This is a genomic window from Sporolactobacillus caesalpiniae (genome assembly GCF_040513385.1).
In the GTDB taxonomy this organism is placed as follows: Bacteria; Bacillota; Bacilli; order Bacillales; family Sporolactobacillaceae; genus Sporolactobacillus.
Window position 1 is genome coordinate 168,421 of the sequence record NZ_JBEVCB010000003.1, and the last position, 19,705, is coordinate 188,125.

The 19,705-nt window shown below is 42.4% G+C and carries 17 protein-coding genes and 1 pseudogene; 8 read left to right on the forward strand and 10 right to left on the reverse strand.

Annotated elements, in window-relative coordinates; translation table 11 throughout:
- Positions 1 to 68: 68 nt before the first annotated feature.
- From ABWW58_RS06910 to ABWW58_RS06925, 4 genes are all read left to right on the forward strand, one after another.
- On the forward strand, positions 69 to 1,106 hold the full coding sequence (locus ABWW58_RS06910; RefSeq protein WP_353868428.1) for an AI-2E family transporter: 1,038 nt from the start codon (positions 69 to 71) through the stop codon (positions 1,104 to 1,106).
- Between the two features lie 545 nt (positions 1,107 to 1,651).
- Positions 1,652 to 2,725, forward strand: coding sequence for a dual-specificity RNA methyltransferase RlmN (rlmN, locus tag ABWW58_RS06915; protein WP_353868429.1), 1,074 nt, complete (start codon positions 1,652 to 1,654; stop codon positions 2,723 to 2,725).
- A 118-nt stretch (positions 2,726 to 2,843) separates the two neighbouring features.
- Positions 2,844 to 3,377, forward strand: coding sequence for a sigma-70 family RNA polymerase sigma factor (locus ABWW58_RS06920; protein ID WP_353868430.1), 534 nt, complete (start codon positions 2,844 to 2,846; stop codon positions 3,375 to 3,377).
- Positions 3,358 to 4,740, forward strand: a complete 1,383-nt coding sequence (locus ABWW58_RS06925; RefSeq protein WP_353868431.1) for a DUF4179 domain-containing protein — start codon at positions 3,358 to 3,360, stop codon at positions 4,738 to 4,740. The genes ABWW58_RS06920 and ABWW58_RS06925 overlap by 20 nt, the downstream gene beginning before the upstream one ends.
- 74 nt (positions 4,741 to 4,814) lie before the next feature.
- On the opposite strand, the gene ABWW58_RS06930 is transcribed toward ABWW58_RS06925, so the two are convergent.
- The 6 genes and pseudogenes from ABWW58_RS06930 to ABWW58_RS06955 all read right to left on the reverse strand — a co-directional run bounded on the left by ABWW58_RS06930 (position 4,815) and on the right by ABWW58_RS06955 (position 9,890).
- Positions 4,815 to 5,477 (reverse strand): hypothetical protein, encoded by a 663-nt coding sequence (locus ABWW58_RS06930; protein ID WP_353868432.1) that lies wholly within the window; start codon positions 5,475 to 5,477, stop codon positions 4,815 to 4,817.
- Between the two features lie 46 nt (positions 5,478 to 5,523).
- Positions 5,524 to 6,160: pseudogene (locus ABWW58_RS06935) on the reverse strand (LysE family translocator).
- 20 nt (positions 6,161 to 6,180) lie between these two features.
- Complete coding sequence (locus ABWW58_RS06940; RefSeq protein ID WP_353868433.1) at positions 6,181 to 6,864, reverse strand: hypothetical protein; 684 nt, start codon at positions 6,862 to 6,864, stop codon at positions 6,181 to 6,183.
- 3 nt (positions 6,865 to 6,867) lie between these two features.
- Complete coding sequence (locus ABWW58_RS06945; protein ID WP_353868677.1) at positions 6,868 to 7,806, reverse strand: FAD:protein FMN transferase; 939 nt, start codon at positions 7,804 to 7,806, stop codon at positions 6,868 to 6,870.
- A gap of 26 nt (positions 7,807 to 7,832) precedes the next feature.
- On the reverse strand, positions 7,833 to 8,549 hold the full coding sequence (locus ABWW58_RS06950; protein WP_353868434.1) for a DUF2271 domain-containing protein: 717 nt from the start codon (positions 8,547 to 8,549) through the stop codon (positions 7,833 to 7,835).
- Between the two features lie 171 nt (positions 8,550 to 8,720).
- Positions 8,721 to 9,890, reverse strand: coding sequence for an MGDG synthase family glycosyltransferase (locus ABWW58_RS06955; protein WP_353868435.1), 1,170 nt, complete (start codon positions 9,888 to 9,890; stop codon positions 8,721 to 8,723).
- A gap of 175 nt (positions 9,891 to 10,065) precedes the next feature.
- On the opposite strand from ABWW58_RS06955, the gene ABWW58_RS06960 reads away from it, so the two are divergent.
- Positions 10,066 to 11,463 carry an MFS transporter gene (locus ABWW58_RS06960; protein WP_353868436.1) on the forward strand — a complete coding sequence of 466 codons (1,398 nt, stop codon included), beginning with the start codon at positions 10,066 to 10,068 and terminating at the stop codon, positions 11,461 to 11,463.
- A gap of 66 nt (positions 11,464 to 11,529) precedes the next feature.
- On the opposite strand, the gene pepT is transcribed toward ABWW58_RS06960, so the two are convergent.
- The gene (pepT, locus tag ABWW58_RS06965) at positions 11,530 to 12,762 is read right to left on the reverse strand and encodes a peptidase T (RefSeq protein ID WP_353868437.1); all 1,233 of its coding nucleotides are present in this window, start codon (positions 12,760 to 12,762) and stop codon (positions 11,530 to 11,532) included.
- A gap of 750 nt (positions 12,763 to 13,512) precedes the next feature.
- Here pepT and ABWW58_RS06970 point away from each other — a divergent pair.
- Entirely contained in the window at positions 13,513 to 14,457 is a 945-nt protein-coding gene (locus tag ABWW58_RS06970) for a nucleoside hydrolase (RefSeq protein ID WP_353868438.1), read from the forward strand.
- 237 nt (positions 14,458 to 14,694) lie between these two features.
- Here ABWW58_RS06970 and ABWW58_RS06975 read toward each other — a convergent pair whose 3' ends face one another.
- Positions 14,695 to 15,174: an NUDIX hydrolase gene (locus tag ABWW58_RS06975; RefSeq protein WP_353868439.1), complete on the reverse strand. Its 480-nt coding sequence runs from the start codon at positions 15,172 to 15,174 to the stop codon at positions 14,695 to 14,697.
- Positions 15,175 to 15,205: 31 nt separating this feature from the next.
- A complete protein-coding gene (locus ABWW58_RS06980) occupies positions 15,206 to 16,435 on the reverse strand; it encodes an MFS transporter (RefSeq protein ID WP_353868440.1) in 1,230 nt (409 codons plus the stop codon).
- A 120-nt stretch (positions 16,436 to 16,555) separates the two neighbouring features.
- Here ABWW58_RS06980 and ABWW58_RS06985 point away from each other — a divergent pair, with 120 nt between their 5' ends.
- Entirely contained in the window at positions 16,556 to 17,422 is an 867-nt protein-coding gene (locus ABWW58_RS06985; protein WP_353868441.1) for a helix-turn-helix domain-containing protein, read from the forward strand.
- A gap of 1,020 nt (positions 17,423 to 18,442) precedes the next feature.
- A complete protein-coding gene (locus ABWW58_RS06995) occupies positions 18,443 to 18,781 on the forward strand; it encodes a hypothetical protein (RefSeq protein WP_353868443.1) in 339 nt (112 codons plus the stop codon).
- Between the two features lie 55 nt (positions 18,782 to 18,836).
- On the opposite strand, the gene ABWW58_RS07000 is transcribed toward ABWW58_RS06995, so the two are convergent.
- The gene (locus ABWW58_RS07000) at positions 18,837 to 19,661 is read right to left on the reverse strand and encodes a nucleotidyltransferase domain-containing protein (RefSeq protein ID WP_353868444.1); all 825 of its coding nucleotides are present in this window, start codon (positions 19,659 to 19,661) and stop codon (positions 18,837 to 18,839) included.
- Between the last annotated feature and the right edge of the window lie 44 nt (positions 19,662 to 19,705).

The following is a 19,705-nucleotide window of genomic DNA, read 5'->3' on the forward strand; positions in this document are numbered from 1 at the left end:
ATACATCTGTTCCTATTACTAGATATAAATTTAGGGCGGGAATAAAAGGAGAAAAGGAAACAGAAACTATGAATTTACTGATCGGGTACTTGCAAAAACAATCAGTCAGACGTGTCCTGATTTTCGCTTTGCTGCTTTTTATTATTTATTTGTGTCGAAGTTTGATTGATTTGCTGTTGTTGACATTTATTTTCTGCTTTCTTGTGGATCGTTTGGAAACTTTTGTTCATCAAAAACTGAAGCTGCCTCGACGTCTTGTTGTCATTGTGCTCTATTTACTCATTGCGTTAGGCATTTATGCGGCAATAACAATCTACTTGCCTATTATTGCGGATCAGACGGTACAGTTATTTGACTCGATCATGAAGACGATCAAAGAATTCCGCGGATCGGTCGTTGTGAATGCAATTTTGGATCAGTTGCAGAAATATAATGTTGAGTCTTACCTGAAGTCAGGTGTCAAGTTTCTGATTGACTCATTTTCTTCTTTTGGTTCCTTTACGATCGACGTGTTTTTGGCTTTGCTGCTTAGCTTGTTTTTTTCGCTGGAAAAAGAGCGGCTGCTCCAATTCTCAAAAGGATTTAAAACGAGTAAAATCGGTTTCTTATATGATGAAGTTGCGTTTTTTGGTTCTCGGTTCGTACAGACCTTCGGCAAGGTGATTGAAGCTCAATTTGTAATCGCCATTGTCAATACGGCGCTTACGGCGCTCATTCTCGCGGTGCTCCACTTTCCGCAATTGTTCAGCTTGATTTTTATGGTGTTCGTGCTGAGTCTGATACCTGTCGCGGGTGTTGTCATCTCGCTCATTCCGCTATGCATGATCGGTTATACGATTGGTGGAATTCAAGATGTTATTTATATGGTGGTGACGATACTTGTTGTACATGCAGTCGAGGCTTATGTGCTGAATCCAAAACTAATGTCGGCAAAAACGGAACTCCCTGTCTTCTATACGTTTGTCGTATTGATTTTTTCCGAGCACTTCTTTGGTATTTGGGGCTTGATTGTTGGTCTTCCGGTTTTCGTGTTCCTGATTGATGTGCTTGGTGTTGAATACAAACGACCGATTAAAAAACTGTCTTTTAATCGATCAAAAAAATAAGAAGCAGACACCAGACAGGGTATGCCCTGTCTTTGTACCAGATAAAATTTTGGCCATGCATCAAGCGAGCAATCGGAGCGTACACAAAAATCAGGATGGTTTAAAGACCAAGGTTTTTCTCACAAGTTAAGAAAATATAGCGTTTTGCCTTGCCGGTACGACGATAAGGTCATAAGATTCGGTTGGGCGATCAGGTAAGCGCCCAATCTGAGAAATAAACGGAAAAATTCCGCTTAATTAGAAAATGAATGAAAAAACTGCTTAAATAGACGGAGAAATTCCGCTTATCGAATTGAAAAACGTGAAAATGGAGAGTTTTTCTGTGCATAAGCGGAAAAATTACCCTTATGTACCTGTGAACCAAGCGCCATGATGCAAATAGCCGGAAAATCTCCGCTTATTTTACTCCGGCCGCGTTACTTAATTAAGGACCGGGCTTGCCCGGTTTTTCTAACGTGAATGAGAAATAAGATTCACATGCTGAAAAGCTCCTTGCGCAATCGGTGCTGATTCAGTATGATGACTTAAAAGAGGTAGTTAAAAATATGAGTAAAGCGTCCATTTATGGATTAACATTAGATCAATTAATAAAGTGGCTGGTTGCTCAAGGCGAGAAAAAGTTTAGAGCCGCGCAGATTTGGGATTGGATTTATATCAAGCGTGTCGACAGCTTTGATAAAATGACCAACCTTTCCAAGAAGATGATTCAGCTGCTTGAGAACCATTTTGTTATGGGCAGCCTTGAAAAACAGATTGAGCAGAAGGCGAAGGACGGCACGACAAAGTTTCTGTTCAAGCTTTCAGATGGCAACCTGATTGAGACCGTGCTGATGTCTCATGAATACGGCCTGTCCGTCTGTGTCACTTCTCAAGTTGGGTGCAATATCGGATGCAGCTTCTGCGCGAGCGGGTTGTTGAAGAAAAATCGTGATTTGACAAGCGGTGAAATGGTTGAACAATTAGTTGCCATTCAACAAAGCCTCGATGTGAAAGGCAAAGACGAGCGTGTGAGCCATATTGTGGTCATGGGTATTGGTGAACCCTTTGACAACTTTGAGAATGTCATGGATTTTCTACGGATTGTTAACGATGGCAAAGGACTCGCGATTGGTGCGAGGCATATCACCGTTTCAACAAGCGGTATTGTTCCGAAAATCTATGAGTTTGCCGATATCGACTGGCAAGTCAATCTCGCGATTTCGCTTCATGCGCCGAACAATGAACTGCGAAGCCGTATCATGAAGATTAATCGCGCGTATCCGATTGAGAAACTGATGGAGGCCGTCAACTATTATCTAGAGAAGACCAACCGGCGCATCACCTTTGAGTATATTATGCTTAAAGATATTAATGATCATAAAGAAGAAGCGCTGCAGCTCGCCAAGCTGTTTGAGAACAAACGCCATCTCGTGTATATCAACCTGATTCCTTATAATCCGGTTGAAGAGCACTCAGAATATCAGCGCAGTGAAAAGGATGCGGTGGTCACATTTTACGAGACCTTAAAAAGGCGCGGGATCAACGCCGTTGTTCGTAAAGAGTTTGGTACTGATATTGACGCCGCTTGCGGTCAGCTGCGCAGTAAGCAGATCAAAAAAGAACGTGCCGTTAAACGATAATTTTTTAAAACTATAAATCCGGGAGAAGGGATGGTTCCTTCCTTCCGGATTTTTTAATACAAAAAATGAAACTTTTTGCGGGCTTGACTCCTCTAATTAATGAAAAGGAGGTTCGTTCATGAACGATGCAAAGCTTGTCAGGCGCGCGACAAGCGGGGATGGAAAAGCTCTTGAAAAACTATTGATCAAGCATAGTGATCAGCTCTACCGAACCGCGTATTTGTATGTGGGGAATCAAGAGGATGCGCTTGATGCCGTCCAAGAAACGGCTTGCCGTACCTGCAGAACGGTAAGTCAATTAAAAAATGAACAGTACTTTCTCACTTGGGTCACACGAATCTTAATCAACTGCTGCTATGAACTTTTGAAGAAACGCAAACGTGAAGTCGTAGTTGCTGAAGCGGATGAGAAGATGCGGGCCAAACAGACGCAGTCAGAAATGCATCTGGATCTTGTACAGGCGATTAATCAGCTTAACGACAAGGGACGTACAGCAATTATTCTTTTCTATTATTATGATCAGACGATTCGAGAGATCGCGCAATCAATGGGGATGCCAGAAAATACGGTCAAGACGGTACTCAGGCGTGCAAAAGAATGTCTGAAAAAAAGTTTAGGAGGGAAGGAAAATCATGAACAAGACATCGTTTAAAAAAGAAACGGATAAAATAAACGTGCCCCAGGATCGGGTTATGGATGCGATTCATCGAGGAATGGAAGAAGCAGGAGGAATAGGTGGTGCATCGCGCAAAAGGCATCGAAAACTAGCGGGCGGTTTGGTCACTGCCGGAACAGCGGCTGCGCTCATTGCATTCAGTTTTCTATCACCATCGGTATCTCGAGTGCTAGCTGAAGTTCCAATTCTAAGTGCTATTTATGGCAGAGCTTATGATTCTATTGGACAGAATCTTTCCAACCAGAAGCTCGTGACCGAATTAAATCAAAGCGCAACGGACAAGGGCATTAACATTACGATTACCAGTGCCTATTATGACGGGGCATCCATTGGACTGACCTTTAAGGCAAACGGTCCGATCAAAGTGGATGACAATGGGGAGCAGGGAAAAAGCTTTAACGCTTACTACGAAGTCTATGGCGGAGATCCTAACATTGCTGATAGTAAAGAAGTTGCACAGACTCGTGTGATTGATAACAAATATTTGGGAAATGTGCAGCTTAACTATCCAAAGTCAATCCTACCAAAGGATGCGACACTACCGATTACATTTAAAGAAATCGGCAGTCAAAAAGGGAATTGGAAATTTGACGTTCCGATTAAACAACTTCCGACGACAACGATTAAGACATCAGCAGAGAGTCAGGGCAAAGATGGAACAGTAAAAGTGCGCTATAATTCTATAGTATTTGGAAAATCATCAACAGTACTTAACTATCAAGTGGTTGTTCCAGCTCAAGACAAGCATGATCAAATAGGAATTGAAAATGTAGTTGATGATCAGGGAAATAAGGTACAGCAGCGATCCGACGGAATCCTAAAGAAAAGGATAAGGAACGGCAAGCAGATTATCACGAAACGATTAATTCTTTCTTCATCAGTAAGAAATCAAACAAAAGCGTTAACGATCACACCGGTTAATCGTAAGGCGGAAAAAGTTCACTTTGTCTCTCTTAATGAAAAGTTGCCCTATACAATCAAAGCAGAATGGTCAGAACTTGCGATCCGCATTGAGAAAATGTCTTTTCAGAACGGGGAGTTTACCGTTAATTACCAAATCATACTTGATCGTCAGAGAAAGAACCGGTTTTCCTACCTGTTTGGAGATTTCACTAGAAACGATGTGGAACTTGTGAAAAAGTCCGAAAAGAACATCTATCAGAAGCCATTAAAACATTCGGTTAAAGTAGTGGATAAACAAGCGAGCCGATTCAGCAGTACCTTCAAAGTCAACGCGAATGACCACGACATTGATGACTATATACTAAGGGTAGGACTTAGCAGTCTATCCGTCAACATGCCTGAAGAACTGAGCACGGCGACACTTAAACTTAACTAAACGGCTACAGAAACAGCGGGCTCGAAAATATCATTCGAGTTCGCTGTTTTTGTGGATGATAGACCTACGTGTCTTTAATGAATGGCTGTCATGTAGCGATTATAGAGATTTGAACATTCGTTCATGCATTCCAAATATAAAATCCGTATTTTTTCGTTCAGACATAATTTTAGATAGCTTTCAGCTTCCAATATAGAGATAAGGGGTTTTATTTTTTGATAGTAACCATCGCTGCTGTTTTGCGTTAAAATCGTTTTATATTTTTCGAGTATTTTTGAATAATGGCGATCAATCAGACGGTAATTACATTTAGCAGATTCATCGACATAGAACTTATGCATTTCACAGGCAAAAAATTGACCGTTATTGTAGTCTTCATCGCCACAAAAACAACTGCTAACATGCGAATAGTAGCGGTATTCATCTTGATACATTCGTTTGTAAAAACGCAATTGATGCCAGTCCTTCACTTCTCTATAACGCGTGCCTAATGCATCTGATTCGTGTGATACCATGCTTGGTTTCATTTTTAGTAGATGGTTAAAAATGGAGGCGTTGGTCTCTTGGTCATCAAGATGGGTAATGGAACACCAGCAAATGTAGTTATTGTCCAATCGGCCGATAATGCATGCTTCTTTTTGCGGACTGACGAAAACATCAAAACAAAAATCTTGATCATCGACCGGGTAGTTAGGAACGGAACAGTTCGTTTTATTGATTAGATTATCGTTTTCCATCTGATTTTTACGCATCCTTTCGCGATCGAAGAGATTGCTATAGGTATTATCTCTGAGTCCACAGTGCAAGATGCATACCAAATCCGATTAGGATTAATCCAGTTACACTTTGAATGATGTATTGAACGATCGGTTTCTGCATCCACTGACTGAATGTACTGATAAGCAGCACATAGGCACTGAACAAAATAAAATTAATGATAATATGTGTGATACCTAGGACAAAGAAAGGAATAATTGAGTGATTGTCCGGCCGAATAAATTGAGGCAGGAACGTCAAAAAGAAAACGACGACTTTAGGATTTGTCAGGTTGGTGAGAAATCCTTGAAAATATCCGGCTTTCTTTGAGAGGTATTTTTTTGAAAACACAGATCGTCCATTCATTTGCGTTGCAGTTTGATTTTTAAGACTTAATAATGTCCGAATTCCAATATAGGACAGATAAAGGGCACCGATGTACTTGAAAAGCGAAAATAATAGTGAAGATTGGACAAGCAAAGCGGAAAGGCCAAGCGCAGCTGCAGTCGTATGGATCAAAAGCGCGGTTTGATGTACCTGTGATAGTACCTAAGCCGACAAATCGTCCGTAGAGGAGTGTATTCCGTGTGGCCAGCGCCATGTCCGGACCGGGCAGCAGAATTAAAAAAATAGAGACAATGATAAAGAGCGTAAAATGTTCCATTGGTGACCACACTCCAATAGTTATTGATGCATGTTGCGCTCTGTCAGACGTTGCTTATTCAAGGCTTTTCTCTTCAATGCACTGACCGTTTGGATTTGTACGATCATGAGGGCGAGCACACTGACAAATGTGACAACGTACATGGAAAAAATGAGGATATTGCTTGAATCTGTTCCTCCCATTATGCCATGGGTGAGCGCCAAAAGAAACAGTATATAAGAGATCAGATGAAAACTTTTCCACAGCTTGACCGGCATTTTTTTCTTCAGATCGGTCGTCAGCAGTACGAACAGCAATCCATAAAGTGTGAGGGTTCCGAGTCCATAAAGAAATGGCTCACGCGGTGCTGTGAAAGGAACAAGCAGCTGCATCCATGAAAAAGGTACATAGGGATCAATGACAAGGAGCAGCGGATGCAGCATGGCGACAAATACGCCGGTTGTGTTGAAGAAAAAATGGATGCTCAGAAGCAGATCACGAGCTTTTTTTCTTCCTCCCCAAATGGGCATGCCGGCCATAATGCCCAAGCATATGCCGCAGAAAAGGAGCAGGTACGCACTGATGCCGAGTACGCGAACCATGAGCCAGGTCGGTGCATGGGCAGATAAAAAGCCTGTCCGGCGTTCGAATTCAATAAATAAACTGATGATGATTATCAATGAAAGTCCAACAGCCCACTTTAAAACTTTATGCTTTTGTTCCAAAGTTCATCTCTCCTTATTGGGTAGAAAGGATCGTTTATTTGGTGTATGCTTCATAATACAAATATCTTTCAAATTGGACGAGACAATCACTTTTCCTTGTTTATCGATGAACAAATAAGCTAAATCAGGTCGCCTAGTCTCAAGCCAGACAGGACCGCGTCTACTGCCCATAATCAGCAAGCATTTTGCATAGATTTCGCATGGCAGGAGTTCCGGACCAACAACAGTTGCCTGAATGATATCTGATTCTGAGGGCAGGGCGGTTCGTGGATCAATCAGATGATGAAGCCTGTGCTTCCCATCGCTCCAACTGCGTTTGATTTTGCTGCTCGTGGCGACACCCCATTGTCCACCATGGAAGATGAGTTGTCCAATCGTTTGATCATCTGAATAAGGATGAGAGACATTAATGACCCAAGGCTCAGTGGGCGTTGCACCGTTCCAGCACATGAGATCCCCGCCGGCATTAATCAGCCCGCAGGACCGCCCCTGCCCAATAAGATTCATGGCTGTTTTCTGAACAGCCCAACCTTTTGCGATGCCGCCAAAGTCCAAGGCACTCCCAGATGGTAATGTGATGGTGCGTTGTTCAAGATCGAATGTAAAGGCCGTCTGGTTAGTCGTTAAGGGCAACAACGGTTCACGGTGGGCATTCCGTTTGTCCATTTCTTCAAATGAACGATCATAGCCAAGTTCTTGGATTATGCGGCCGAGAAAAGGATTAAAGATACCATCTGTTTCTTGGTAGAAGCAGAGTGCTTCATATAAAAGTTCTGCGAATTGCCGTGACACATGTGTGGCGTTCCCAACGCTTCGGTTGACATGGCCCAATTCGCTACAAGGTAGAAACCTGGAAAATTGTTCTTCTGTCTGGGTCATCCATTTAAAAACTCCAGATGCGTCCGGCGCGTTTAATCCAGAGATATGTACCCGAGTATTCATATGATAACTGTGAAATTCAGGCAAAATTATGATCCTTGTGTACTTGTCGTTGGCTCTTGTTTGACCGAAGTGATACGTTTGCCAGTATCAAACCCTGCACGTACACGATCTAGGAGAACACCGTGTGATTTTGCGCCGGATGGTTTGTAGACGGCCTGAGCAGTCGATTCCGCATTATTCTTTCCAATAGTAATCTTGCCGGTGTATACCACGCGATTCTGCCAGTAAATATTTCCTTCAACTTTAAATATATACGTGCCGGGTTTCACTGCCTTTCCCGCAGCATCAGTACAATCCCAATAGACAGTATGGTTACCGGCTGCTTGTTCCGGCAGCTTGACTTGATTGATTTCGGATTTGGATGCATGAGCCCAGTTTGATGCCTTGCGCCACTCGGGAAGAGCTTCGGCACGCATTTTATAACCGCCTCCGGCTGTGAAACTTGAAGCACGCAGTGTCTTGACATAATGACCTTTTTCATCCTCAATCCAAAAAGCGATCTGATTGCTTGCTAGCTGATCCAGATGAAAAAGTCGATAATTAATGGCGACCAAGCCAAGCGTCTTTACATCAGGGATGTGAGTCGCTGAATTGGTCTGCGCAGGCGTAGATGAGGATGAGGCATTTGATGAAGACTGGGAGAAGGAAAAGGGATTGTCGGCGTGAGCGAAATGGGACATGCCGGAAAGAATAATGACACCAGCACCTAAGGTTCCAACGACAGGAGCTAGTATTTTTTTCATAAATCTCACTCCTAAATTCACAATTTGTCCATTTGCCATGTTATGTGGAAGTTTCTTTCATTATTGTACAGCAAATGCGAAAATTTTTACAATGATGAGGGTAACATAGACGTGAATATAATAAAAAGCGGTGGAAAAACCATCAAGGTTTTCCACCGCTTTGCTAAACGTTTATGATTCGTAGTTAATGTTATTGAAGGAAACATCGCGCGCGACTCCCGCCGGCTGAAGACTCTCGCTGGGAATGTTCAAAATAAAGTTCACAATGTTCTCGGAAATCTGTGGATCAACATATTGTTGCTGTGATTTTTTAATTTCTTTCAGCATTGCAACGTTATTTTCCAATAACTCATTAATCGTCGGCACAAGGTTATTCATCGAGTTACAGGTAATTGCCAAATGGTATTTTTCCGCAAATCTTGGGTTGCCTGCTTCTTGTCCCGGCAGTGCGCCTGTAATCACAATAGGTGTGTTGCAGGATACTGCTTCCATCATCACATTTGGACTGCTTCGGATAAACGCGATATCGGAGCGGGCGATCAAGTCCTGAATGTTACGGGTGAAACCGTAAATGGTGACTTTATCCCCATACTTTTTAACGAGCGTTTTTTTCAGGTGTGCTTGTAATTTTTCGTTTCTTCCGGCTACAATGGTAATATTGAAACCAAATGTTTCAATCAATGTTTTAGCCATCTTACCCATGTGCCCGACGCCTTCTCCGCCGCTCATAATCAAGCAATTAAGCGGCTTGTTGGGTGAGTATTGATCTGCATCTTTTCGCAGCTGATTATTAAAGCGCTCACGGACAGGAAACCCTAAGACCTTGATTTTGCCCGCCGGAACACCAAATTCAATACATTTTTCTTTGGCTTCTTTGGTCGGGCTGATGATATAATCAGCGCGGCTGTCCGCCCAAAGCGGTGTAATGCTGATCAGATCGGCGATTAGTGTGACGAAAGGTATATGGATGTCATTTTTTTCGAGAATATTAAGGACTGAACCGTTAAAATTCGGATGAACGGTCAAAATGAGATCAGGCTTAACTTTATCGAGCAGAGCTAGAAAATTGGTCCGGATTTTTGCCTCAATCAAGTGATTAACAAATGGCACCTTAACGGAAGTGATATCCCAAATAACTTTCCAGAGATGTTCGGAGTTCCTAGTGATCGGTCCATACATTTTGCCAACTTTAAGCAATGTATTGCCGCCTAATGAGAAACCATCGATAACGTGTATTTTTACATCCGGAACGATATCGAACTTTTCACTAAGCGATTCAGTAATACTTTTGTGACCGTGTCCGGTGTAATTTGAAGAAATGATGAGTATATTTTTGATCATCGAAGATATCCTTTCTCTAACAATTGGACTGACTCGCTAGATAAGCAGTCTCTTCTGTCTACCCTATATTGTATGCTAAACTGGGACAAGAAACAATTTTTTTTGGAAGTTATTGAACAATCGTAACAAAAAGCTTACTATTGCGCAACATAAACTTTAAGGAGATTACGTTTGTATGTCACTTCAGAAATTTAAAACTGTGTATGCTATATCCGTCTACGTCAGTCTGGCGGCGTTTGACAATATTGTTATTGGGTTGTTCCCGCCGCTGTTTTCCAATATATCGCATGATTTGCACGTGGCAATCTCGTCCATGGGCGTTATTTCAGCGATTAATATTCTGGCGACTGCCTTTTCCTCACTGTTTTGGGGTTATTTGTCTGGAAAGTATCACCGTAAGCGTCTGGTCATGATTGGTACTTTAATTTGGGTTGTTGGTGTTTACTTGACTGCGCTTAGTGGTTCGTATATCCACTTGCTCATCTGCCAAATACTTACCGGTATCGGGCTGGGCTGCATCGCATCCATCGGGTTCAGCGCTTTGACTGATTACGTCCCCTATCATTCAAGAGGCATGGTGCTGAGTCTTTGGGGCATGTCTCAAGGATTTGGCGGGATCGCCGGCGCGTTGATTGCGTCGATTATTTCAACCATGTCCAACTGGAGAACACCTTTTGAAATACTGGCAATGATCGGACTGCTCCTGATTGTCTTCTACTTTTTTGTGGAAGAGCCGCGCTTCGGAAGTGCGGAACCCGAACTGAAATTATTAATGGACCGCGGTATGAAATACACCTACAGGATCGGGTTAAACCAAATTATGAATATGCTTGGGAAAAGAAGCAATCTGCTCCTTTTTCTCCAAGGCTTTTTCATGAATATTGCCACCGGAAGCCTGATTTGGCTGCCTACGCTTTACATATCACGAATTGAAGAGCTTGGTTATGGGACGAAAATAGCGATGATTGTCGCGGCATTTCTGTTCGGCATTTTTCAGATTGGCGGCACATTATCCTCCTTTTTCGGCTATTTAGGTGATGTGCTTCAAAGAAGAAGCTACAAAGCACGTGCGCTTCTCACGGCTGTGTTTGTTTTCTTGACCATGCCTCTTTATATAGTATTATTTATTTTTCCAATCGATCAATTATCACTCCCGAATACAACAAATTCGGTTACTTTGTTTTTCAGTTTAATTGGACAACTGTTTACCAATCCTTGGATTCTGTCGCTTTTTGTCATCTCATTATTCGCCTCAGCTGCGCAATCAGCCAACACACCAAATTGGCTGGCTCTGATTACTGATGTGAATCTGCCGGAGCATCGTGGTGCCGTGTTCAGTATTGCTAATCTGGCAAATAGCCTTGGGAGAACGGTTGGCAACCTTGGAATGGGTGCTGTGCTCGCAATTATTTCGATCTACCTCCACAGTCCGAAAGACTATATCTTAACAATGAGCATCCTGCAGCTGCCACTTATCCCGTCCGCGCTGTGCTATGTGATCATGGCGAAATATAATGTCCGTGATATCCATTCGGTTAAGAAGACATTGGTTAAGCGCGGGAAGATTGTGTGATTATAGAGGCAATAAAAAAACGCCGCTGAATCCTTATTACGGATTTCAGCGGCGTTTTTTCGAGGGTCAGGCTTGTTCTTCAAAGAGTCTTGCAATCTCGACAATCGTCTGGGTCGCTTTAATCATATCGTTAACCGACAGGTATTCGTACTTGCCGTGGAAGTTTTCGCCGCCGGTGAACAGGTTCGGGGTTGGAAGTCCCATATATGAGATCTGCGCGCCGTCGGTACCGCCACGAATCGGCAAAACTTGCGGCTCAATATCCAGATTCTTCATTGCTTGATAGGCAACGTCAAAGACTTCTTTATGCTGTTCGACAATTTCTTTCATATTATAATATTGATCTTTCAATTGAAGTTCAATCGTACCTTCGCCGTACTTCTTCTCAAGCTTCTTTACGGTCTCTTGGACAAAGGCCTTTTTCGCTTCGAATTTTTCTTTGTCGAAATCACGGATGATGTAAACAACTTTGGTTTGTTCCACATCGCCGGTGAAGGTCAGCGGGTGGTAGAAACCTTCATATCCGTCGGTGAGTTCAGGCGCTTCTTCCGCCGGAAGCTGATTTTGGAAATCAACGGCCATTTTTATTGAATTGAGCATTTTGTTCTTGGCAGAACCGGGATGGACGTTGCTGCCCTTGAAAATCAGTTTCGCTTCTGCAGCGTTGAAGTTCTCGTATTCAAGTCCGCCGAGCGCGCCGCCGTCGACTGTGTAAGCAAACGATGCGCCGAAAGCCTTGACATCAAATTTATGAGGACCGCGGCCGATCTCTTCATCGGGAGTGAGGGCAATGCGTACTTTGCCGTGCTTGATTTCCGGATGCTGAATCAAATAATCCATGGCGGTGACGATCTCGGTAACGCCAGATTTGTCATCGGAGCCAAGCAGCGTGGTGCCATCGGTGGTAATCAGCATATGACCTTTGTAATTGAGTAATTCCGGGAAGGTCTTAGGGCTGAGGACGATGTTCAGCTCTTTGTTCAAGACAATATCTCCGCCATCATAGTTTTCGACGAATTGCGGGTTAACCCCATCGCCGGTGAAGTCGGTAGCAGTATCAACATGGGCCATAAAGCCGACAACAGGAGCAGACTTGTCCGTATTCGCCGGCAAGGTGGCCATAACGTAGCCATTTTCATCCATTGTAACTTCCTGCATGCCAATACTTTTCAGTTCGGCAACAAGTTGGCGAGCGAGCGTCAATTGTCCGGGTGTTGACGGGCAGCTAGGACTGTCATCATCGGATTGTGTATTGACTTTTACATATGAAGTGAAGCGTTTAATCAGATCTTCTTTCAAAAGGGTCAACCTCCTTAAATTATCTGTTCCTATCTTACCACTTCAAAGGCAACAGATCATGTCAGCAGAGAAGGCTACGAAAAATTGAATCGCGGCAAAGCACATAACGCGATATAAGCGCACGAACAGGGAATCTGTGCGCATCCAATGCACGAAACCGGGATTCAATGCATGAACGCGGTCTGAAGCCGAGTCAATACACGAAACCGGTGGCTCAATGCACGAAAACCGTGACCCAATGCACGAAAAACAGAGCCCAATGCACGAAAATCGTGACCCAATGCACGAATGCGATCCAGAGCCGAGTCAATGCACGAAATCGGTGATCCAATGCATGAAAATGGCGATCTAATGCGCGAAAATCATGATTCAATGCACGAAAATGGGGATCTAATGCACGAACGCGGCCCAGAGCCGAGACTATGCACGAAATCGGTGATTCAATGCACGAAAATAGCAATCCAATGCACGAAAATCGTGACCCAATGCACGAAAAACAGAGTTCAATGCACGAGTGCGATCCGGAGCCGAGTCAATGCACGAAAATCATGATTCAATACACGAAAATGGCAATCCAATGCACGAAAATCGTGACCCAATGCACGAAAAACAGAGCTCAATAATTGACTAAGATAACAATAAGCACTTGATCATAGTAAGGTTTGATCAGATGCATTTTTGATTGCGCCTTTTTTACATGATCTGTTATGTTAAATAACAGATATGTATTGGACAAAAGGGTGTGCTGAGATGGAACGGATGAATGTTTATTTTAATCATGATGCGGGGATTGATGACCTTGTATCCTTATTTTTATTATTGCAAATGGATCAGGTGGAGGTCACCGGCGTGTCGGTCATTCCTGCCGACGGCTATTTAACGCCGGGCATTGAGGCGAGCCGGAAAATCATCGATCGATTTGGTAGAAAAACAGTTGAGGTTGCGCGCTCAAATTCACGCGGGCACAATCCGTTTCCGAAAGAATGGCGCATGCATCCGTTTTTTGTCGATGCGCTTCCTCTATTAAATGAATCGGGAAAAGTAAAAGCGCCGCTGAGTACACTGCCTGCGCATGAGCATTTAGCGCAGACGGTCAAAGAACGTGCGGGAAAAACAACACTCCTATGTACCGGCCCCTTGACTGATGTCGCGCGTGCGCTCGACTTCGCTCCCGACATTGAGAAGAAAATCGAGCGTTTGATTTGGATGGGCGGTACATTGAATCCTGTGGGTAACGTGCAGGAGCCGGAGCATGACGGCACAGCGGAATGGAATGCATTTTGGGACCCGGAAGCCGTGGCTCGGGTTTGGCGTAGCAGTATTCCTGTGCGGATGGTCGCGCTGGAGAGCACGAATCAGGTACCGTTGACCGTTCCGATACGCAAGCGCTGGGCGTCGCTGCGCAGATATACGGGTATTGATTTTCTCGGCCAGTGCTATGCGGCCGTTCCACCACTCGTTCATTTTGAAACCAATTCGACGTACTACCTGTGGGATGTATTAACGACAATGGCGGCCGGCAATCCCGATCTGGTGCAGACGAAGAAGGTGCGCACAATTGTTCATACGGAAGAGCCGAGCCAGGGGCGGATCGAAGAATCCACGGATGGGCGTGAAGTTGAGATTGTTTATGACGTGAACGCTGATGCGTTTTTTGAATCAATTGTGAGTCTTGCGAAGAAGGCGTGGCAGTGAGGATTTACAGTTGTAAGTGATGTGACCGAGAAGGCATATTTACTCGAAAAAAGTAAAATAAACGGCTTTCCTGTATTGCAGGAGAGTCGCTTATTTTTTGGATAGTGTTGAGCTGAAATCAGGTTCTATATTGTTAGTTATTCAATGATAGGATAACGTCTGTTTGACAAGATCACATTGACCAACCATTGATCTCAAATAGTTTATGTAATCCAATGCTCTCCCAGCCTTTCTCGTTTAATTTAAATGATCATGCTGCATCAATTTATCTTGACGAACTAAGTCTCTCACCAAATCAAGCATGTCCTGATTTTGTTTGAAAACGAGGTCAGGGGTATGATTTATATCAAAGTATTTGAGATCCCAAGTTTCATTGGTTCGTTTCTTAAGCAGATGTCCACTCATTGGCTTTACCAAAAATAACATACCGATGTTTTGCAGCTTATCTCCGTTTGAATAGTCCATAAAATACTTGTCAAACATACCGAGTGGTCGAACAACTTCGACATTTAATCCGGTGTCTTCAAGTAGTTCTCTTTTACATGCCTCCGAATAGGATTCACCATACTCCAGATACCCTTCAGGCAGACACCAGCCACCACCAGCTCTTTCTTGCAGGAGCAGCTGACCATGATCCATAACAATTCCAGTCGCTGTATTTAAAATAATGGGCGTATGTCCTACGAACTTTCTGATGCTTTTAGTATAATCTGCCATATCCAACCTTCCTTTCAAAAATGATGACTATTTAACATTTTGATGCTTTCTGATATCTTGCAGTTTTGTTAATCACCACGAGGACACAGAATATTAGAGTCGCCGCGAGAAACACTCCCCGATACCCGAATAAATTAGCGATAAAGGAGCCGAGAAATGGACCGATTACGATTCCCGCAGATTGAAAAGATTGGTTGTAACCAAAAATACTGCTGGAAATTGAGACAGGTGTATTCTTGGCAAGCAGGATATTCACTACCGGTAGTAATGCCGCATCGGATAGTCCGATAAGCAGGTGTAGAAGAGCCAGCTGCCAAATGTTCGTGACCAAAGCCATTGGCAGCACGAAACAAACAGTTGCCAGTAAGCTGATTTTAAGTATTCGGTCCGTCCCTATCCGATCACCTAATCTGCCAAAATAGGAAGACATCAATAAGCAAGAGATACCCGGCGCCGAAGCGACCACTCCGCTCATTAAAGTCACATTTCCGGTATGATTCATTAAGTGTGCCACATACAAAGACCGTATTGGATTGATGGAATTGTTTCCTATTTGAATCAGCAGTGTGGTCAAATACAAGTTCATGATGATTTTTTTGTTCGGCAAAGCGCTAAATCTCACTTGTTTCAGCGATGAGCGCTTTATCCATGGGCGATGATTTGTTTCATGAACACCGAACAGATTGATCAAGAAAACAATCATTAATAAAAAGCTTGTAATTAAAAAAGTAAGCCTGTAACCGAGAAGTGAGCCGGTCACTCCTCCTATTAGAGGGCCAAGTAGTGAACCGGTTATGAAACCGGTAGCGAGCGTTCCTAAGGCATAACCGCTTTTATCCTTAGGAACTTCCGCCGCCAATAAAGCATTTGTATTGCTGAAATAGCCGGCGAACGCGCCTTGCAGGAGACGCAGGCTAATTAATCCCCAAACATTGGTTACCAAGGCAAAAGCGCCGATTGTTAGTGCGGCACCCAATGCGCTCAGCAACAAGATTGGTTTTCTTCCAAACCGATCGCCTATTTTCCCCCAGAGCGGTGAAAGAAACAGAGCAGTCAAGTAAGTGGATGAGAACACCAGGGCACTATAGCTATTAAGCTGCCGCGCTGAAAAATCCCCTAAATCGCGCAAGAAAAAGGGCAAAAAGGGCATTACTTCACTAAAAGCAATTCCTGCGACGATGTTGCCAAATAATAGGATGAGCATTAATCGATGCCAATGCGCATGTACATGCGTCACTGTTTTTTCTTCTGTCCCATTCATTAAGGCTCTGTACCTCTTCCCCAAACATTACTCGTAACTATTGATACCATATTAAATGGTTGCCATAATAGGCTTAGCATTGTGTTACGTATATCGACATAAAGTGAGGAGATACATACGATGACAATCGGAGCGTTGATCAGAAAGATCAGAATGGACAAAGGAATGACCCAAAAAGAAACGGCTCAAGGTATTCTCTCGCGTTCCCATTTATCCGAACTTGAACATAATAATTACTATCCAACCTATGACAAAATGATCACACTGGTTTACAGATTAGGATTATCTTTGGAGGAATTTGAACGTGAACTTCATCAGAACAAACGCTTTTTTGAGGACTATTATAGTCAGCACGCGAACGATCTTTCAACAGAAAGCAAGATTGATGAGCTTGCAGCATTTCTGGAAACAGAATTTACAGAGGACGTTGCGAAGCACTCGCTTCGTCTCGAACATAAGCGTTTAAATATGTTGGGGTTGATCGATTTTATTCGACACAACGGGCAAATTGATTATGCTCAGTACCAGTCGCTGTTTACCTATTTATTAAAATGTCAAAATTGGCGTCACTATGAGCTCGCTCTATTAAGTAACTCTATTTTTCTCGCAGAATATCCAGTCGCAAAAGTACTGGCCAAACAATTTGTTTCTAAATTTCAAAATAACCAATCGCACTTCAGTGACTATAAAATACCAGTATTCTTTAACAATCTAGCTGAAATGGCATTATTAAATCATGAATTCAAAACGGCTTTGGAATACTGTCAGGTTTCACAAGGCTACACGGTTAAAAATCATGATCTGTACAATCAACTGATCAGTGAGACCTTGGAACACATGGCGAATAATTTGTTGGGCAAAGAGTCTGGAACGAAACTAGAAGAACGCCTACAGCTGTTTATTAATTTAAACTATCAGGACACTGCCAATTATTATTCCAAGCTATGTAAACAGCTGGGGATTGAGGTTGGTGTTAACATGTCGTAAATATTCCCGATTCATGTTGCTTACCTTTTCTAAACGAGATATTAAACTTGCCCAAATTACTTAATGGGTGCAAGCTGTTTGTTTCTATTTTTTGATCAATCAGTTTATCAGGGGCAGTTATTTCCACAACACTATTTTTTCCTTGCATTCAACCTGCCCGACAACGACTGAAGGCGGCCATCGGGATAGACCAACCGTGCCAAAAAAATTGGACATGCTCTGCCATAACATTAACCACCTTCTACAAAAAATCCAGGAGGTAGACGGGAAACCTCGTCAGTTTCTGCGCTGTCCCCCCTTTTGTCAGGGCCTTAAAAAAATGGTCGTAGTAGTAAATAGGGAAGGAGCAGAATTGGTCATCTATTGATGAATCTCATTCGGGTTTTTCTCAATTTTTTTACTGGCTGCGAAGATAGGCATTAAGTGGCTTGTTTTTTGCAAAAGAGGGGCACTGACATAGCTGCTGTCACTAGTCTACAAACACAGCATATACAGTTGTTTCGTTTTTTTTAATAGTGATTCGAATGTGTCAACGTGTCATTTGTTATTAATTTTTTTTGAAAGATTTGTTGCCATTAATTGTTTTAAATAATTGGATTTCCTGAACTGAACTAAAATATCTTCTAGGAATAACAATTGCTTTGTTTTTTTTGAGACGTACAATAAAAAGAGTTCTTTATACTGTTGAAAAGAAAAGATATCATTCCAACTATATTGAGTTTTGGAATTTCTTCTTAAAATAGTTACACCACTGCCATAAACGATAAATTGAGCATCTTTTTTTAATACTTGATCACTCTGAAACTCCTTACGGATACGAAAGTTTAAAAGAAATCTTATCAAAGTAATTGTTAAGATCGCAATGATTAGAGAAATAGTAAGTGACGGAATCCATGACATGTTTGTTAGATTAATTAGGAAATAGGTTATTCATATCGTTAAAAAACCGATTTGAATGATTCTTTTTGAGTGATAACGATTAAACGTTTTAAACTCCTTAATAAAACGAATGGTGAGATTATGACATTTTATGAAGCCAACGCTATTTATAATTCAAATAAAAAGTATCAGAAAGTCGGCTTTGATGGTGTGCAGGCACCGAATCCCTTCGGAGACAAAATGATTAATCGCGCTACCGTTACCGATGAACATGCGCAAAAATATTTATTGAGCATGATCAATCACCCAAAGGAACGTACAAGACAACATATCGACTGGCTTTCATACGCTGTGTTTCTTAACAAGTCGGGATTGAAATATCGAAAAGTATACGCTGATCTATTGGCTCGTTGGCAGAATAATTATGATTTTTCACAACTTGCCAATGAACGGAAAACGATTGAACATCTGCAAAAGTAGCGGAAGTTCGCGCTGATACAAACCTATGAAGAAATGAATGATATATAATTTTTGTTTACTCAATTCGATGAAACACGGAATTAATTAAGTCTTCATCATTGCTTAATGAAAATCGACGAGAGAAATGACGGCATAGTTCAACAAAATAGGGTTTTATCTTTACTATTGTTTTCATAATGTCATTGGCATTTCTTGATGTCGTCCAAGAGGCCAGCAGATTTAATTCACTTTTACTTAATTTCGTTCGGCTGCCTTCTAGTTTAGCCCAGTCGCCATATGCGTTGGGCTGTGCCCCTTTTTCCATATACCAGCCGATTGCCAGTAACTGGCGCAGCGCATCGAGATCATGAAGCGCATAATAATATTCTCCCCGCATAGACCTGCGATAGGCTTCGTGCACATGGGCAAAACATTTGTTTCGCCAATCGAAATAGTCCTGAGTTGAATATTTATAGTTTATCTCTTTTGATTGTTCGGCAGTATTCTGTAGAAATCCACTCTCGAAATCTTTGATTATTTTGATCTTTTGCAGCCAAACAGAGGGACGAATCATTTCTGGTGTATAGAAAAAAAGATCCACTTTAATAAAATTTGTATAATGGACAACAAGCAGTCGAGAGAGACTTGCATTTTCAATAAACAAGATGTCACTCCATTTACTGGCCATCTCTATTTTATGATCAGTCAGTGATTTGAGTTGATCTGATTGGGTGATGATACGAAGATCAATATCAGAATACAAGTCTTCAGTTCCATTGCCGACGGAGCCACCGAAAAAAGCACCTGAAATTCGCTGATCATTGTAAATTGTCTCTATAATACGCGTCTTTAGTTTTTCACGTTCTTCAGGAAGTCTTTGATCCTCTGGATGATTCACCAAGAGCAAAATCTCCTTTCTTGTGGCGTACGGTCCCTGCCTGTCGA

Excerpts from the sequence above, each read along its gene's own strand:
- ABWW58_RS06980 (WP_353868440.1), bottom strand. The coding sequence starts at position 16,435 with ATGAATGGGACAGAAGAAAAAACAGTGACGCATGTACATGCGCATTGG.
- ABWW58_RS06975 (WP_353868439.1), bottom strand. The coding sequence starts at position 15,174 with ATGGCAGATTATACTAAAAGCATCAGAAAGTTCGTAGGACATACGCCC.
- ABWW58_RS06970 (WP_353868438.1), top strand. The coding sequence starts at position 13,513 with ATGGAACGGATGAATGTTTATTTTAATCATGATGCGGGGATTGATGAC.
- ABWW58_RS06995 (WP_353868443.1), top strand. The coding sequence starts at position 18,443 with ATGACATTTTATGAAGCCAACGCTATTTATAATTCAAATAAAAAGTAT.
- ABWW58_RS06985 (WP_353868441.1), top strand. The coding sequence starts at position 16,556 with ATGACAATCGGAGCGTTGATCAGAAAGATCAGAATGGACAAAGGAATG.
- ABWW58_RS06960 (WP_353868436.1), top strand. The coding sequence starts at position 10,066 with ATGTCACTTCAGAAATTTAAAACTGTGTATGCTATATCCGTCTACGTC.
- rlmN (WP_353868429.1), top strand. The coding sequence starts at position 1,652 with ATGAGTAAAGCGTCCATTTATGGATTAACATTAGATCAATTAATAAAG.
- ABWW58_RS06930 (WP_353868432.1), bottom strand. The coding sequence starts at position 5,477 with ATGGAAAACGATAATCTAATCAATAAAACGAACTGTTCCGTTCCTAAC.
- ABWW58_RS06920 (WP_353868430.1), top strand. The coding sequence starts at position 2,844 with ATGAACGATGCAAAGCTTGTCAGGCGCGCGACAAGCGGGGATGGAAAA.
- ABWW58_RS06925 (WP_353868431.1), top strand. The coding sequence starts at position 3,358 with ATGAACAAGACATCGTTTAAAAAAGAAACGGATAAAATAAACGTGCCC.
- ABWW58_RS06910 (WP_353868428.1), top strand. The coding sequence starts at position 69 with ATGAATTTACTGATCGGGTACTTGCAAAAACAATCAGTCAGACGTGTC.
- ABWW58_RS06945 (WP_353868677.1), bottom strand. The coding sequence starts at position 7,806 with ATGAATACTCGGGTACATATCTCTGGATTAAACGCGCCGGACGCATCT.
- ABWW58_RS06950 (WP_353868434.1), bottom strand. The coding sequence starts at position 8,549 with ATGAAAAAAATACTAGCTCCTGTCGTTGGAACCTTAGGTGCTGGTGTC.
- ABWW58_RS06955 (WP_353868435.1), bottom strand. The coding sequence starts at position 9,890 with ATGATCAAAAATATACTCATCATTTCTTCAAATTACACCGGACACGGT.